We start from the raw sequence: 15,278 nt of genomic DNA, 5'->3' as shown, positions 1-15,278 counted from the left end.
TCGAGCCCCGTCAACCGCGCCACTTCTTCTTCTACAGTTTGACAAGACACCTCTGAAGACGCTGATGTTTGGTCAGCTTTACAGGAGTCTGTTTTCGGAAAAGAAAAAGGCGCCCGATTGGACGCCCTTATATATTTCGTTTGCCGTCAGGCTTAGCTGCCCCAGGTGCGTACCGGGCCGCAATCCATGTGAACGAAGTTTGATCCGCTGTAGCGGCCGACGCCACCGGCACGGCACGACGATGCGGCACGTGCAATCTGGCTGACCGAGCGGGACGCAAGGCGCAGGTCTGCTGCCTGACCCTGAATGTGACGAGAATTTTTGGCCACACCTGAAGAGCGCGAGCGCAACATTGCGTTGGTTTCAGGGCTGCGGTAGCCGGAAAGCATCATGTAGGGTTCGCTAACATCCAGCAGGTTGTGCGAAGCTGCCATAATATCGATTGTGCGCAGGTCAATCTGTTTGACCTTGCCGTTGCGCCAGTCGCGCATGAAGTAGTTAATCTCTTTCACAGCGTCCGCGATGTAATCGCCATCCACCCAGTAGATCATGTCGATCCGTTCACCGGTGCGGCCAGAGTACATCTTGATGCGGCGGATATCGCCACCACCACGAAGAAAGCCTGCGGCATTGGCAAAAGTCGGTGCTGCTGTGAGTGTCGTGGCTGCGAATGCCTGCAAAAGGCCGCGCCGCGAAATGCTGCTTGGGCGTACGTCTGTCATTAGAACTGCCTGTCCCGTTTCTGTCCTGTATGGCCCCTGTCATTGCAAGAGCCCTGCCATCTATCCCCCAGATGCCTGCCGATACTTTACATATCATGAATCGAACCGAAAGCGAAGAATCCGATTTGGTTCCTTCACAAGGTGGTTTGGGCGATTTTCTGCTTATTTCCCAGAACTGTGGCATCGGTGCCGCGACGGTTTGACGAGAATGCAGCAAATTTTAAATTCAGGCGACCATTCCGTTAATTGTGAATAGACAGCCACTCAGCACATGCGATTGTAGGCTGTAACAATTTTTCCTGGCGGAGGGCAGTATGTTTGAACTGGTGCGTAAAAAAGTAAGGCTGACAGTGATGTCGGGGGTCGTTCTGGCCGCGGCGTTTGGCATGCCAGATCTTTCGCACGCACAGGTCACAGCCTTCAAGACAGCCGTTGCGGAAACGGCATCTCAGGATGAATCCATCGCGGAATTTTACCGTTCGAGAGGTTTTGAACCCTTTTGGACTGGCTCGGACGACGTTCAACTCGCCCGACGTGCGGCGCTGATCAAGGCGCTCGATGCGGCTGGTGCCCATGGGCTGCCCGCGCAGCGATACGATCCGTCGCAAATCCTGTCGGACATGCAGTTCGCCAAGTCGGTTCGTGAGCAGGGCGTTCTGGACGTTGAACTGACAAAGGTTTTTCTGGGATTCGCGCGTGATCTGCAGTCGGGCATTCTGGACCCGCGCAAAGCGCATAGCGATATCAAACGCCCGGCGCCTGTTCGTGCGGCGAAAGATCTTCTGGAACAACTTGCGACAAGCGAACCGGATGCGTTTTTCCGGACATTGGCGCCAACGTCCCACGAATATCGCCGTCTGATGCGCGAAAAAATGCGGCTGACCAATCTTGTTGCCCGCGGCGGCTGGGGCGATACCGTCGGGGGCGGCAAAATCGAACCGGGTCAATCCGGCGCGCGCGTCGTGGCGCTTCGCAATCGTTTGATTCGCATGGGATATCTGCCAGAGACGTCTGTCGCGGAATATGAAACCAGTATTGTGTCTGCGGTTCAGGCGTTTCAACTGGATCATGGTCTGGAAGCAGACGGTGTCGCGGGTGACGCAACCCTGAAGGCGCTGAACGTCAGCGCCGAGGATCGTTTGAAATCTGTTCTTGTCGCTATGGAACGTGAACGCTGGCTGAACCAGCCGGAAGGTTGGGGGCAGCGCCACATCAAGGTGAACCTAACCGAATTCATGGCGCGTATCTATGACGACCAGAAAGTCACGTTTGAAACCCGCGCCGTGGTAGGTGCCCGCAATGCCGACCGCCGGACGCCCGAGTTTTCCGATGTTATGGAGTTCATGGTTGTGAACCCCAGCTGGTACGTGCCGCGGTCCATCGTTGTGAAGGAATATTTGCCCCTTCTTCGAAGCAATCCGGGGGCTGTCGGGCATCTAGAGATCACAGACAGCCGTGGTCGCAAAGTAAACCGAGGCAATGGATTTTCGCAATATTCGGCACAAAGCTTTCCTTTTGCGATGCGTCAACCTCCGGGCCCGCGCAATGCGTTGGGACTGGTTAAGTTCATGTTCCCGAACAAGTACAACATCTACTTGCACGACACGCCTGCCAAGAGCCTCTTCCAAAGGGAAGTGCGCGCGTATTCGCATGGCTGCGTGCGTCTTAACGATCCGTTCGACTTTGCCTACGCGCTTTTGGCCAAGCAAGAATCCGATCCGGTTGGTGTGTTCCAATCACATTTGCGAACCGGCCGCGAAACCCGCGTCAATCTGGAAGCGCCCGTTCCGGTGCACCTGATCTACCGCACGGCCTTTACGCAGGCCAAAGGCCGCACCCAGTACCGTGACGACATCTACGGGCGTGACGCAGCGGTATGGTCGGCGCTTGAACGGGCAGGGGTGGCTCTTATCTCCGGAGAAAGCTAAACCAGCGGTCAGTCAGACCGGAGCCTGCCATGAAATACAGTTTGGGTGAAATTGCCAAAGCGCTGGGTGCAGCCGTGCATGGCGATGAAACACTGGTCGTGACCGGTGTAAACGAACCGGCTGCCTGCGGCCCAGATCAACTGGCGATGGCGATCAAGCCCGAGTTTGCCGAGACATTGGCAGATGGTCAGGCGCAAGCAGCCATGATGTGGGATGGGGCCGACTGGCGGGCGTTCGGCCTGAAAGCCGCGATTGTTGCCCCGCGTCCGCGTTTCGCGATGGCGGGACTGTCGGGCATGATGGATCCGGGGCAGGGCTATGGCAGCGGCGTTCACCCGTCGGCGGTCGTTGACCCTTCTGCAAAGATTGGCGCGAATGTGACGATCGGCCCATTGGCTGTGATCGGCCCCGAGGCTGTGATTGGCGACAATTCTGTAATTGGCCCGCATTGCCACGTCGGCTGGAACGCGCGACTGGGTGCTGGTGCGGTTCTGCACTCTGGTGTGAAAATCGGCGCGCGTGTGACCATTGGCGATCGCTTTATCGCCCAGCCAGGGGCAGCCATCGGTGGTGATGGGTTCTCATTCGTCACGCCTGAGCCGTCGGGCGTAGAAAAGGCGCGCGAAAGTCTGGGGGCCGAAGGCGCGACGGATGCGCAGCAATGGGCGCGTATCCATTCGCTGGGCGGTGTCACTATCGGCAATGACGTCGAGATCGGCGCAAATTCCTGTATCGACCGTGGCACTGTGCGCGACACGTTTATCGGCAACGGTGTAAAGTTCGATAACCTTGTCCAGATCGGCCACAACGTGGTGATCGAAGATGACTGTCTGATCTGTGCTCAAACCGGTGTGGCCGGATCGTCCAAGATCGGGCGAGGGACTGTTCTGGGCGGACAGACCGGAATCAGTGACAACCTGAACATTGGCGAGAACGTCATCACTGGCGGTGGCACCGTTGTTCTGTCGAACATTCCAGCAGGCCGCGTGATGCTGGGCTATCCCGCCATGAAGATGGAAACGCACATCGAAGTCTACAAAGGGCTTCGTCGTTTGCCGCGCTTGTTCCGTGACGTATCTTTGTTACGAAAATCTGTTTCAAACGGCGAATCTAATACCTAAATCGTTCGCAGAACGCGCAGACCAAAGGGCGACCCAAATGACAGATCAGGCCAACGTGACTGAGAAGGTGATTGAAATCATTGCCGAACAGGCTGTGTTGGAACCCTCTGACGTCTCTGTCGATATGTCCTTGGAAGACGTGGGCATTGATTCCTTGGGCCTTGTCGAATGCATTTTCGCGATTGAAGAGGCCTTTGACATCTCGGTCCCCTTCAATGCCAACGACCCGCAAGAAAGCGATTTTGATATATCCTCGGTCGCGTCCATCGTGACAGGGGTCGAGCAGCTGATCCGCGAGCAGAAGTCGTGAAACGCGTCGTTATCACCGGCGCGGGAACGATCAACGCGCTGGGCCATGACGTTCCTTCCACTTTCGAGGCCATGCGCGAAGGCCGCTGCGGGATCGGCCCGTTGGATATTCGCGATGTGGACCGTCTGGGCATCAAGATCGGCGGGCAGGTTCATGGATATGAGCCTGAAGAGCGATTCAATCGCCAGCAAATCGCGCTGTATGACCGCTATACCCAGTTCACCCTGATTGCCGCGGAAGAGGCGATCCAGCAGTCCGGTATCCGGTTCGAGGGCGAGCTGGCGGCGACTTCAGGCGTTATTCTGGGTACATCGGGTGGCGGCCTGACCACGCAGGACGAAAACTATCGCGCTGTGTATGAAGAGGGGAAGAACCGCGTTCATCCCTTTGTCGTGCCCAAACTGATGAACAACGCGGCCTGTAGCCACGTTTCCATGCAGTACAACATCAAAGGCCCGTCTTTTACCGTGGCATCTGCCTGCGCGTCGTCGAACCACGCAATGGCGCAGGCGTTTTCCTTTGTTCGCTCCGGCATGGCGCCTGTCATGGTCACAGGCGGGTCCGAGTCCATGCTGTGTTTTGGCGGGATCAAAGCGTGGGAAGGGCTGCGCGTTATGTCCAAAGACGCCTGCCGCCCGTTTTCCGCGACACGCAATGGCATGGTGCAGGGCGAAGGTGCGGGCATCTTTGTCTTTGAAGAATACGAACATGCCAAAGCACGCGGGGCCGAGATTTTGGCCGAGGTCGTGGGGTACGCCATGTCATCGGATGCCGCTGACATCGTTATGCCATCCAAGCAGGGGGCCGCGCGGGCGATCTCTGGGGCGTTGAAAAACTCAGGCCTTAACAAATCCGACGTCGGCTATATCAACGCACACGGAACAGGCACGGCAGCCAATGACAAAACCGAATCCGCCGCTGTTGCGGATGTATTCGGGACCCATGCGGATAAACTGATGATGTCGTCGACCAAATCCATGCACGGTCACCTGATCGGGGGCACAGGCGCGGTTGAGCTGTTGGCCTGCATCATGGCACTGAAAGACGGGATCATCGCGCCGACGATTGGCTATGAAGAACCCGATCCGGAATGCGCGCTGGATGTGGTGCCGAACGTAGCGCGCGAGGCCAAGGTCAAAGCCGCCCTCTCGAACGCCTTTGCCTTTGGTGGTTTGAACGCGGTTCTGGCGCTTCAAAAATTCTGAGGGGGCTGCGGATTATTCCGCAGCCGTCAGTTCCCCATTTTCGATCTGTTCCCGTTCGATGCTTTCAAACAGGGCTTTGAAGTTGCCTTCACCAAAGCCGTCATCCCCTTTGCGCTGGATGAATTCGAAAAAGATCGGGCCGATCACGGTTTTCGAGAAAATCTGCAGCAGGATTTTGGTTTCGCCGCCATCAATCACACCTTCGCCGTCAATCAGGATGCCGTGCTTTTTCATGCGGTCCAGTGGCTCGGAATGGCCCGAGACGCGATCAAAGCTTAGGTCATAGTAGGTGTCCGGCGGGCCCGGCATGAATTTCAGTCCATTGTCAGCAATCGCGTCAGTGGCGTCATAGATGTCGCGCGCGCCCACGGCGATGTGCTGGATGCCTTCGCCTTTGTATTTCTTCAGATAGGCAACGATCTGGCCGGTTTCGCCGCGATCTTCGTTGATCGGAATGCGGATACGACCGCAGGGCGACGTCAGGGCGCGGCTGAACAGACCGGTGTATTTGCCTTCGATGTCAAAGAACCGGATTTCGCGGAAATTGAACAGCTCGCCATAAAAGCCGAACCATTTGTCCATGTTCCCTTTGAACACGTTGTGGGTCAGGTGATCGAGGTAATAGAAGCCCACGCCGCGCGGTTTGCTTTGCTCGATCCAGTCGAATTCCGCGTTGTACGGCGAGGTGTCGTAATACTGATCCGTGAAATACAGCAGGCTGCCACCGATCCCTTTGATCGCGGGCCAGTCGACGGTTTTGTCATCGCCCTCATAGGGCTCTGCGCCGTTTTTTATGGCATGTTCAAAGGCATGTTGGGCGTCGACAACGCGCCACGCCATCGACGGGGCACAGGGGCCGTGTTCTTCCACAAACTTGGCCGCAAAGCTGTCAGGATCGGCGTTTAGCACGTAGGTGATATCGCCTTGCTGCCAAAGCTCGATTTGTTTTGTCTTGTGATTGGCGACGTGGGCATAGCCCATCTTGGTGAACAGATCGCGCAGTTCCTGCGGCTCTGGATGGGCGAATTCGACAAATTCGAACCCGTCGGTGCCTGCGGGGTTTTCGGGTGTAATTGTGGATTGTGGTGCGTCGTGTGGAAATGGGCCCATGGGAACCTCCTGTTATTTTAGGCCAGTATCCCTCTGATTTGATGCGGGTTGTGCGTATTGTGGGTGATGGATTTTGAAAAATCGTATATATTGCGCATAGATTTGTGAAATGACGCGGAGTTTGCGCATGATTCTTGATCCGGTCGATTTGCGTTTGCTGGAGCACCTTCAGAAAAACGGTCAGGCCACAGCGCAAGAGCTGGGTGAGGTTCTGCACCTTTCGGCCAGTCAGGCAGGACGGAGGCGTCAGAAGCTGGAAGAAACCGGTGTCATCCATCACTACGCCGCGCGGCTTGATCCGGCGAAACTGGGGCTGTCGGTGCAGGCCTTTGTGCAGGTGCAACTGGATCGCCACGGAGCCGAACACGGGGCAAGCTTTGCACGGCTATTGAAAACACGGCCCGAGATCACCTCGGCATGGACGATGACGGGCGAGGCCGATTACCTGCTACGTGTTTATTGTCCTGATCTGGCGTCACTGAACCGACTGATCCACGAGGTGCTGCTGGCCAATCCCGTCGTCAGCCGCGTACATAGTCAGATCGTTATGGATCAGCCCAAGGCGGACGCGCCGCTGCCGTTGGGATAGGTGGCCTGAGCTTGCCCGGCTATTCGTCGCGCGTCGGTTCATTTGGATTGCTTGAAAACAGCGCGATCTTGTTGCCCTCGGGATCACGAAGATAGGCGACATAGAAGGTAGGACTATACGCTTCGCGAAACCCGGGATCACCTTCGTTCGTTCCACCAGCCTTCAACGCCGAGGTATGCAGTTCGCGGACCACGTGTTGGGAAGGCGCCTCGAACGCGACCATGTTGCCGTTGCCGACCGAGGCCGGTTGTCCGTCAAAAGGCGGCTTTACATAGAAATCCGGAAAAACAGGTGTTTCACCCTGAGGCACGGGCAATGAATAGCTTAGGCCCTCGTGATTTTCAGTCAGCGCATAGCCAAGCGAAGGCAGGATCGCATTGTAGAAACGCTTTGCCTGAGAAATGTCGTTCGCGCCGACGGTGACATAGGCGATCATGATATCCGTTTTCCAAATGTGTTTTGTTCAGGCCAATTGATTTCAATCAGCCTAAACATGTTTGGAAGGATAGGACAGACACCGTTCAGAATGTCGGATCAATACCCGCGCCAGATCCAGCCGCCACCAAAGATGCGCGATCCTTCGTTGGCATAAAACACGCAAGCCTGACCGGGAGAGATGCCTTCTTCGGCAACCATCAGTTCAACCTCGGCCTCAGTTTCCGAAATAGGGCGGATCACGGCCTCGGTCGGCGGGCGGGTCGAACGGACCTTGACCGACAGATGCCATTCCTTTTGCGAAGTGAACGGCTCGTCCCCGAGCCAGTTGATTTCGCGCACAGGAATGGTGCGGGTAGCCAGCATTTCCTTCGGGCCGACAACAACTTGCTTCGTGTCCACGTCCAGTTTGACCACATAAAGCGGCTCATCCAGTCCGCCGATACCCAGACCGCGGCGCTGTCCGATCGTGTAGTGGATCACGCCGCGATGTGTGCCCAGAACGCGGCCATCGGCATGTACGATGTCGCCAGGTTCAGCAGCACCGGGGCGCAGCTTTTCGATGACGCTTGCGTAGTTGCCGTCTGGGACAAAGCAGATGTCCTGACTGTCGGGCTTGTCAGCAACCGGCAGGCCGTATTTGGACGCCAAGGCGCGGGTCGCATCCTTGGACGGCAGATGGCCCAGCGGAAAGCGCAGGTAATCAAGCTGCTCCGGCGTGGTCGAGAACAGGAAATAGCTTTGATCGCGGTTCGCATCCTCGGCACAATGCAGTTCCGGCCCGTTCGCGCCCATCTTGCGCTGGATATAGTGACCGGTCGCCATGCAGTCGGCTTCTAGGTCTTTGGCGGTTTCCAGAAGATCCTTGAACTTTACCCGTTCGTTGCAACGGATGCAGGGGACAGGGGTTGCGCCCGCCAGATAGCTTTCGGCGAACTCGTCAATCACCGCATCCTTAAAAATGTTCTCATAATCCAGAACGTAGTGTGGGAAGCCCATTTCCTCGGCCACGCGCCGCGCGTCGTGGATATCGATGCCCGCACAGCACGCGCCTTTTTTGGCCAAAGCAGCCCCGTGATCATAAAGCTGCAAGGTCACACCAACGACGTCATAGCCTTCCTCTGCAAGCTGCGCAGCCACAACCGAACTGTCGACGCCGCCGGACATGGCGACGACCACACGGGTCTCGGATGGGGGCTTGGGGAAGCCAAGGGAGTTCAGTTGTGTCGTGTCGAGGGCCATCGCGACCTCCTTTCAGGTCGGACAAAATATAGGAAAATCCGAACTACTCTCAAGGACCGCTTTCACTGCTCTTTAAGTAGGATGTCCGCAGATGACTGCGAACCGAAAACGGAAGCGACACATGTATCTGAAGAAGATCGAAGGGCCAAGGGCCGTTTCACTGCCAGACGGAACCGTGATGACGCGGGCCGACCTGCCACCCACGAATACCGTGCGTTGGGTGGCGTCGCGTAAACTTTTGGTTGTCAAAGGCGTCATGTTCGGGTTGATTACTAAAAAACAAGCATATGAGAAGTATGATTTGAGCGAGGATGAATTGGGCGAATGGATTTCGTCCTACCTTGCTGATGGCAAAGCAGCTTTACACGCAACTTGGCACCCGGAAAGAAATCAACTTTAAGTTGTGTTTTTAATTTGCGCATGTATAGTAAGGGGTGATTAACCAATAAGCCCCAAACTCCCTCCGACACACGACCTAACCCGCGGAGACGAAAAAAATGCGCGTCCTTCTGATCGAAGATGATCCGACCACGTCCAAAAGCATCGAAATGATGCTGACCCATGCGAATCTGAACGTCTATTCGACGGACATGGGCGAAGAGGGCGTCGATCTGGCGAAACTCTACGACTATGACCTGATCCTGCTGGACATCAATTTGCCGGACATGACCGGCCACGAGGTGTTGCGCCAGTTGCGGAACGCTAAGGTCAGCACGCCGATCCTGATCCTGTCGGGTGACGATGCCACTGAAAGTAAACTGAAAAGTTTCGGGTTCGGGGCGGACGACTATCTGACCAAGCCGTTCCATCGCGAAGAACTGGTCGCACGTATCCACGCGATCATTCGCCGTTCCAAAGGTCATTCGCAATCGATTATCTCGACGGGTCTGATCAACGTAAATCTGGATGCGAAGACGGTCGATGTACGTGGCGAAACGGTTCATCTGACGGGCAAAGAATACCAGATGCTTGAACTGCTCAGCCTGCGGAAGGGCACGACGCTTACAAAAGAAATGTTTCTGAATCATCTTTATGGTGGAATGGACGAGCCCGAGCTGAAAATCATCGACGTTTTTATCTGCAAGCTGCGCAAGAAGCTGAGCGAAGCAACGGGTGAACCGAGCTACATCGAAACCGTCTGGGGCCGCGGATACGTTCTGCGTGATCCTCAGTCGAGCGCAGGGCAAGAGCCCGCTTTGGCCGCCAGCGCCTGAAGTCTCCTCCCGCGTCCCCGGGAAATGCCTCGTGCCTTTATAAGGTGCGGGGCATTCATTTTTAAGAATTTCGGACCCACGTGCTGCGAATGGCAGGCTCTTTGCCACGGGCACTGGATAAATGCGGATCACAGCCCTATCACATCTGTAGAACTGTTTTGATGGGCGACGCACTGGTATGACCGCGACTGAGATTTCAATCGAAAAGCTGACAATTGATGAGGCGCGTGCCGAACTGGAGCGCCTTTCTGGCCTGCTTGCCGAGGCAAACCAAGCGTACCACACGGACGACGCCCCTGAAATCAGCGATGCGGAGTACGACCGTCTGAAACGGCGCAATGCCGAGATCGAAGCGCGTTTTCCCGATCTGAAACGAGAAGACAGCCCAAGCGACCAAGTTGGCGCAGCTCCGGCATCGGGTTTCGACAAGATCGAACACAAAGTCCGGATGTTGTCATTGTCGAACCTTTTTGAGGAAGAAGAGGTCGCGGAATTCGATGACCGTATCCGCCGCTATCTTGGTCTCTCGGCCGAGGCGGAACTTGTTTACACGGCTGAGCCGAAAATCGACGGTCTTTCCCTTAGCCTCCGATACGAAAATGGTCGGCTCATTCAAGCGGCCACGCGCGGTGACGGTTCGGTCGGTGAAAATGTAACAGCCAACGCCCGAACGATTGCCGACATCCCGCAAGAAATTAAGGGCGCGCCCGAGGTTCTTGAGGTGCGCGGCGAAGTGTACATGAGCCACGAAGATTTTGCGGCCTTGAACGAACGGCAAGAGGCCGCTGGGGGTAAGACTTTCGCAAACCCGCGCAACGCCGCAGCCGGAAGCCTGCGCCAGTTGGATGCGAAAATAACAGCCGCGAGGCCTTTGCGCTTTTTTGCCTATGCGTGGGGTGATCACTCTGAACCTCTTGCGGAAACGCAAATGCAATCCATCGAAAGGCTGGCAGCGCTGGGCTTTCAAACCAATCCTCTGACCCAACTCTGCGACGGCCCGTCCGAGATGTTGGCGCATTACAAAGCCATCGAAGAACAGCGTGCCACCTTGGGCTACGACATCGATGGCGTGGTCTACAAAGTAAACGATCTGGCGCTGCAGCACCGTCTTGGGTTCCGGTCGACGACGCCGCGCTGGGCGACGGCACACAAGTTTCCCGCGGAACTGGCGTGGACACGGCTGGCGGGGATCGACATTCAGGTCGGTCGTACAGGCGCTTTGTCCCCTGTGGCGCGTCTTGAACCGGTGACGGTGGGCGGTGTCGTGGTGTCGAACGCGACATTGCACAACGAAGATTATATCGCGGGCCTTGGCGCAAAGGGCGAAGTCATCCGGCCTGATGAAAACGGCAATCCCAAGGATATCCGCGCCGGTGACTGGGTTCAGGTCTATCGCGCAGGCGATGTGATCCCGAAGGTCGCTGATGTGGATTTGTCCAAACGCCCCGCCGATGCCGAGCCCTATCAGTTTCCGCACAGCTGCCCAGAGTGCGGGTCCGAGGCGATCCGTGAGGAAGGCGACGCTGTCCGCCGGTGTGTTGGCGGCTTGATTTGCCCCGCGCAAGCCGTTGAAAAGATGAAGCACTTTGTGTCTCGTGCTGTTTTCGATATCGAAGGCATGGGCGCCAAGCAGGTCGAGCAGTTCTATCGCGATGGCTGGATCAAAGAGCCTGCCGATATCTTCACTTTGCGGGAAAACTACAGCTCGGGCCTTCAGCAATTGAAGAACCGCGAAGGGTGGGGTGAAAAATCAGCCAACAACCTGTTCGACGCGATTGATGAGCGTCGGAAAATTGCCTTGGGTCGATTGATCTTTGGCCTTGGTATCCGCCACGTTGGCGAGGTCGTTTCAAATCTTCTGGCGCGCCACTATGGGACATGGTCCGCGTTTGAAACAGCGGTCACCGAAGCGGCCGATTTTTCCGGTCCTGCGTGGGAAGATCTGATCGCCATCGATGGCGTGGGCGAGGTTTTGGCTCAATCTCTGGTGTCGACCATGAACCAACCGGCCGAGCGGGAATCCATTGACCGGCTTGTCGCCCATCTGGATGTTCAAGAGGCGGCCAAACCGCAGACTGATGGGTCGCCTGTCGCGGGCAAGACCGTTGTTTTTACCGGCACTTTAGAGCGAATGACACGCGCGGAAGCCAAAGCGCGGGCCGAGGCGTTGGGCGCGAAAGTATCCGGCAGCGTCAGCAAGAAGACCGATATTCTGATTGCGGGGCCCGGTGCCGGTTCGAAAGAAAAGAAGGCGCAAGAATTGGGGATCGAAATCCTTGATGAAGACGCTTGGCTGGATCTGATCGGACAGGCATGAGCGGCCGTCCCGAGATACTTTTCCCGCTTTTCGCGGATTTAAAGACGCTGGACGGTGTCGGGCCCAAGATTGCCCAGAACCTGCAACACCTGCACATAGAAGCGCCGCGTGATCTGTTGTTCACGCTGCCCTATTCGATGATCGATCGCCGTCCGGTGGACACGGTGCAAGGTGCCGAATTGCCTAAGGTTTTGACCGTCAAAGTCACAGTGGGCGACCACCGTCCGGCGCGGAATAAAGGCGGGGCTTACCGGATCAACGTCGAGGATGCGCAGACCAGTTTCCAGCTTGTGTTCTTTCATGCGCGTGGTGATTACCTGTCCAAGGTGCTGCCCACAGGCCAGACGCGCATAGTCTCGGGCAAGGTCGAGTTTTTCGACGGTATCGCGCAGATGGTGCATCCGGATCATATTCTGCGCGAAAGCGAGGCGGACGAACTGCCTTTATTCGAACCGGTTTACCATCTGACGTCGGGTGTGACGCAAAAGCTGATGACGCGGGCCAGCAGCGATGTGTTGTCCAAGCTGCCTGATCTGCGGGAATGGATCGATCCTGCACAAAAAGAGAAAGAGGGCTGGCCGTCTTGGGCGGATGCCATGCGGGCGGCCCATCGGCCCGAGCGGATGGATGATGTGCTGCCCACGTCACCGATCCGCAGGCGGTTGGCTTATGATGAGTTCATGGCGCATCAGCTGACGCTTGCGATCGCACGGGCCACGCGAAAGGCCAGCCCGGGGCGGGCGACCGTAGGAAACGGGCGGTTGCGATCCAAGGTTTTGGCAGCATTGCCGTATCGGCCGACGGGTGCACAGGAACGCGCGATGGAGGATATCGCCGCTGATCTGGCCTCGCCGCAGCGGATGAACCGGCTTTTGCAAGGGGATGTAGGCGCGGGCAAAACGTTGGTGGCCTTCATGACGTTGTTGATCGCGGTCGAGGCTGGAGGGCAGGGCGTCATGATGGCGCCTACGGAAATCCTTGCGCGGCAGCATCTCGAAAGCCTTCAGCCCTTGGCGGAAGACGCGGGCGTTGTGATCGAAATCCTGACGGGGCGCGACAAGGGCAAAGAACGGGCCGCCAAACTGGCGGCGTTGGCGCGTGGCGATATCCATGTGCTGGTGGGCACGCATGCGGTGTTTCAGAAGGATGTGGTGTTTCACGACCTGAGGCTGGCCATCGTGGACGAACAGCATCGCTTTGGCGTCCGGCAGCGGCTTGAGCTGGGTGAAAAGGGACCGGTGGCTGATGTTCTGGTGATGACGGCCACGCCGATCCCGCGCAGTCTGGCCTTGGCGCAATATGGCGACATGGACGTGTCCGTGCTGGACGAAAAACCGCCCGGTCGGAAGCCGATCAAGACAGCTTTGTTGTCAAACGAACGCATGGACGAGGTCGTTGATCACCTGCGTAAGGCGATTGATGAAGGGCGTCAGGCCTACTGGGTGTGCCCGCTGGTGGAAGAAAGCGAAAGCATTGATCTGACCGCAGCGGATGAACGGTTCAAACGCCTTCGCGCGGTTTTAGGTGACGATGTCGTGGGTTTGGTCCACGGGCAGATGCCTGCGGCGGACAAAGACGCAGCGATGGCCAAGTTCGTGGCCGGCAAAACGGCTGTTCTGGTCGCGACAACGGTGATCGAGGTGGGGGTGAACGTGCCCAACGCGACGATCATGGTGATCGAACGCGCCGAAAGCTTTGGTCTTGCCCAGTTGCATCAGTTGCGCGGGCGCGTCGGGCGGGGCGATCAGGCCTCGACCTGTTTGCTGCTCTATCAACCGCCCTTAAGCGAAGGGGGATTGAAGCGCCTGACGACGATGCGCGAAACCGAAGACGGGTTCCGGATTTCCGAGGTGGATCTGGAAATGCGCGGGGCAGGGGATTTGATCGGCACGGCGCAGTCCGGACTGCCGCGATTCCGCATCGCGGATATGGAACATCAGGCCGGTTTGATGGCCACGGCACAAAGCGATGCGCGGCGATTGATGGCGGATGACCCACAACTGAAAAGCCCGCGTGGAGAAGCCGCAAGAACGCTTTTGTGGCTGATGCGGCAGGATGAGGCGATCCGTTTGATCAAGGTCGGTTAACCCGATTTGTTCCTGTTTGTTCTGTAATGTTCTCAAATGTTCTTAAAAAGTTCTTTACATGAGGGCGAATCTATGAGAACAAAAGGGCAACCAGACAATGAGGAAGGTTGCCATGATTAAGCAGATCAAAACCACGATGGACCGGTCGCGCGATACAATCCTGCAGGATGCGTTGGGCGCTTTGTCTTTGGTTGTGATCCTTGTCGGGGCGCTTCATCTCTGAGTCTGATTGCTTTTCTGCCTGCGTCCTTACGCCGGACCGCCTTTTGCATCTCTGCCCTAGTTGATGCCAGCGACTGACACGCCTGTCCCCATCGCTTTGCGGAACAACCGGATCCCACGTGAGACACGCCACTTTGACCGCCCTTTTCCCGAGGGGCGGTCTTTTTTCTTTTGGATGGGGCGTTTCCCAGCAGGGCATGACCTGCGGTCATGCGCAGGTCTATCTCGGCTCTGGCTGTTGGCCAGAGCCTCGGGATGGTCTGTTTGGGGATGTTTGGTGCAGGCGCGCGGTTAGGCGGTTTTTTCAGACAGCGCCATTTCCGCAGCCTCGCTGGCGGCATCCAGTGCCAGCAGGATCGATGCATGTCGGTTTTTGTAGGACGCCGCGGGACGCAGAACTTCGAGTTCCTCGAAGGGGGCGGGTGGCGTGGGGCCGTCGTTTTTGAGCATCTCTTTCAGGGCATCGCGTGCCGCTGTAATTTGTTCGTGAGTGCAGCCGACGATAGCGCTGCCGACGACGGACGCGGCGGCCTGACCTAAAGCGCAGGCTTTGACGTCTTGGCCATAGGCGCTGACGCGGCCATCGGTCATTTTCAGATCAACGGTGACGGTCGATCCGCACAGGGGTGAGCGTTTCTTGACCGTTGCATCAGGGGCCTCAAGCCGGTCTGTGTTGGGAATATCCGCAGCCAGCGCCAGAATGCGCTGAGAGTAGAGTTTGATCAGATCGCTGTCGCCTGCCATGGCTTTCCCTTTCCCGTGGTCTTCTTTAGATA

The 15,278-nt window shown here is 56.9% G+C and carries 14 protein-coding genes and 1 tRNA gene (1 of these 15 running past the window's edge); 10 read left to right on the top strand and 5 right to left on the bottom strand.

The features are described from left to right. Positions 1-22 (top strand) — tRNA-Asp (locus tag AC4FIA_RS04915); it begins 155 nt to the left of the window's first position. 130 nt (positions 23-152) lie between these two features. On the opposite strand, the gene mepK is transcribed toward AC4FIA_RS04915, so the two are convergent. Next, on the bottom strand, positions 153-722 hold the full coding sequence (mepK, locus tag AC4FIA_RS04910) for a peptidoglycan L,D-endopeptidase MepK (protein WP_490364937.1): 570 nt from the start codon (positions 720-722) through the stop codon (positions 153-155). 314 nt (positions 723-1,036) lie between these two features. Between mepK and AC4FIA_RS04905 the strand changes: the two genes are divergently transcribed. Genes AC4FIA_RS04905 through AC4FIA_RS04890 form a run of 4 tightly spaced genes read left to right on the top strand, consistent with a single transcriptional unit; the run spans position 1,037 to position 5,286 of the window. Beyond that, positions 1,037-2,650, top strand: a complete 1,614-nt coding sequence (locus AC4FIA_RS04905; protein ID WP_490364936.1) for a L,D-transpeptidase family protein — start codon at positions 1,037-1,039, stop codon at positions 2,648-2,650. Positions 2,651-2,679: 29 nt separating this feature from the next. Beyond that, a complete protein-coding gene (gene lpxD, locus AC4FIA_RS04900; protein WP_490364935.1) occupies positions 2,680-3,771 on the top strand; it encodes a UDP-3-O-(3-hydroxymyristoyl)glucosamine N-acyltransferase in 1,092 nt (363 codons plus the stop codon). A gap of 37 nt (positions 3,772-3,808) precedes the next feature. Next, complete coding sequence (locus AC4FIA_RS04895; protein WP_103908578.1) at positions 3,809-4,081, top strand: acyl carrier protein; 273 nt, start codon at positions 3,809-3,811, stop codon at positions 4,079-4,081. Then, the gene (locus AC4FIA_RS04890) at positions 4,078-5,286 is read left to right on the top strand and encodes a beta-ketoacyl-[acyl-carrier-protein] synthase family protein (protein WP_287473182.1); all 1,209 of its coding nucleotides are present in this window, start codon (positions 4,078-4,080) and stop codon (positions 5,284-5,286) included. Before AC4FIA_RS04895 ends, AC4FIA_RS04890 begins: the two co-directional genes overlap by 4 nt. 12 nt (positions 5,287-5,298) lie before the next feature. Here AC4FIA_RS04890 and hppD read toward each other — a convergent pair whose 3' ends face one another. Beyond that, positions 5,299-6,396 (bottom strand): 4-hydroxyphenylpyruvate dioxygenase, encoded by a 1,098-nt coding sequence (hppD, locus tag AC4FIA_RS04885; protein ID WP_490364934.1) that lies wholly within the window; start codon positions 6,394-6,396, stop codon positions 5,299-5,301. A 130-nt stretch (positions 6,397-6,526) separates the two neighbouring features. On the opposite strand from hppD, the gene AC4FIA_RS04880 reads away from it, so the two are divergent. Continuing rightward, positions 6,527-6,985 carry an Lrp/AsnC family transcriptional regulator gene (locus AC4FIA_RS04880; RefSeq protein ID WP_103909366.1) on the top strand — a complete coding sequence of 153 codons (459 nt, stop codon included), beginning with the start codon at positions 6,527-6,529 and terminating at the stop codon, positions 6,983-6,985. A 19-nt stretch (positions 6,986-7,004) separates the two neighbouring features. Here the strand turns inward: AC4FIA_RS04880 and AC4FIA_RS04875 are convergent, their stop codons facing one another. Beyond that, positions 7,005-7,421, bottom strand: a complete 417-nt coding sequence (locus tag AC4FIA_RS04875) for a VOC family protein (RefSeq protein WP_490364933.1) — start codon at positions 7,419-7,421, stop codon at positions 7,005-7,007. A 98-nt stretch (positions 7,422-7,519) separates the two neighbouring features. Further along, positions 7,520-8,662: a tRNA 2-thiouridine(34) synthase MnmA gene (gene mnmA / locus AC4FIA_RS04870; protein ID WP_287473179.1), complete on the bottom strand. Its 1,143-nt coding sequence runs from the start codon at positions 8,660-8,662 to the stop codon at positions 7,520-7,522. A gap of 121 nt (positions 8,663-8,783) precedes the next feature. On the opposite strand from mnmA, the gene AC4FIA_RS04865 reads away from it, so the two are divergent. The 4 genes from AC4FIA_RS04865 to recG all read left to right on the top strand — a co-directional run bounded on the left by AC4FIA_RS04865 (position 8,784) and on the right by recG (position 14,280). Continuing rightward, the gene (locus AC4FIA_RS04865) at positions 8,784-9,062 is read left to right on the top strand and encodes a DUF1153 domain-containing protein (protein ID WP_103908573.1); all 279 of its coding nucleotides are present in this window, start codon (positions 8,784-8,786) and stop codon (positions 9,060-9,062) included. A 97-nt stretch (positions 9,063-9,159) separates the two neighbouring features. Continuing rightward, a complete protein-coding gene (gene ctrA, locus AC4FIA_RS04860; RefSeq protein ID WP_103908572.1) occupies positions 9,160-9,876 on the top strand; it encodes a response regulator transcription factor CtrA in 717 nt (238 codons plus the stop codon). Between the two features lie 178 nt (positions 9,877-10,054). After that, the gene (ligA, locus tag AC4FIA_RS04855; protein WP_490364932.1) at positions 10,055-12,193 is read left to right on the top strand and encodes an NAD-dependent DNA ligase LigA; all 2,139 of its coding nucleotides are present in this window, start codon (positions 10,055-10,057) and stop codon (positions 12,191-12,193) included. Further along, positions 12,190-14,280: an ATP-dependent DNA helicase RecG gene (recG, locus tag AC4FIA_RS04850; protein WP_490364931.1), complete on the top strand. Its 2,091-nt coding sequence runs from the start codon at positions 12,190-12,192 to the stop codon at positions 14,278-14,280. Before ligA ends, recG begins: the two co-directional genes overlap by 4 nt. 513 nt (positions 14,281-14,793) lie before the next feature. Here the strand turns inward: recG and AC4FIA_RS04845 are convergent. Continuing rightward, complete coding sequence (locus AC4FIA_RS04845; protein ID WP_490364930.1) at positions 14,794-15,246, bottom strand: iron-sulfur cluster assembly scaffold protein; 453 nt, start codon at positions 15,244-15,246, stop codon at positions 14,794-14,796. Between the last annotated feature and the right edge of the window lie 32 nt (positions 15,247-15,278).

Source organism: Thalassococcus sp. (genome assembly GCF_982780845.1).
The sequence above is the reverse complement of the archived record's forward strand: the minus strand, read 5'-3'. Positions and strand labels throughout refer to the sequence as shown.

Excerpts from the sequence above, each read along its gene's own strand:
- mepK (WP_490364937.1), bottom strand. The coding sequence starts at position 722 with ATGACAGACGTACGCCCAAGCAGCATTTCGCGGCGCGGCCTTTTGCAG.
- AC4FIA_RS04905 (WP_490364936.1), top strand. The coding sequence starts at position 1,037 with ATGTTTGAACTGGTGCGTAAAAAAGTAAGGCTGACAGTGATGTCGGGG.
- lpxD (WP_490364935.1), top strand. The coding sequence starts at position 2,680 with ATGAAATACAGTTTGGGTGAAATTGCCAAAGCGCTGGGTGCAGCCGTG.
- AC4FIA_RS04895 (WP_103908578.1), top strand. The coding sequence starts at position 3,809 with ATGACAGATCAGGCCAACGTGACTGAGAAGGTGATTGAAATCATTGCC.
- hppD (WP_490364934.1), bottom strand. The coding sequence starts at position 6,396 with ATGGGCCCATTTCCACACGACGCACCACAATCCACAATTACACCCGAA.
- AC4FIA_RS04875 (WP_490364933.1), bottom strand. The coding sequence starts at position 7,421 with ATGATCGCCTATGTCACCGTCGGCGCGAACGACATTTCTCAGGCAAAG.
- mnmA (WP_287473179.1), bottom strand. The coding sequence starts at position 8,662 with ATGGCCCTCGACACGACACAACTGAACTCCCTTGGCTTCCCCAAGCCC.
- AC4FIA_RS04865 (WP_103908573.1), top strand. The coding sequence starts at position 8,784 with ATGTATCTGAAGAAGATCGAAGGGCCAAGGGCCGTTTCACTGCCAGAC.
- ctrA (WP_103908572.1), top strand. The coding sequence starts at position 9,160 with ATGCGCGTCCTTCTGATCGAAGATGATCCGACCACGTCCAAAAGCATC.
- ligA (WP_490364932.1), top strand. The coding sequence starts at position 10,055 with ATGACCGCGACTGAGATTTCAATCGAAAAGCTGACAATTGATGAGGCG.
- recG (WP_490364931.1), top strand. The coding sequence starts at position 12,190 with ATGAGCGGCCGTCCCGAGATACTTTTCCCGCTTTTCGCGGATTTAAAG.
- AC4FIA_RS04845 (WP_490364930.1), bottom strand. The coding sequence starts at position 15,246 with ATGGCAGGCGACAGCGATCTGATCAAACTCTACTCTCAGCGCATTCTG.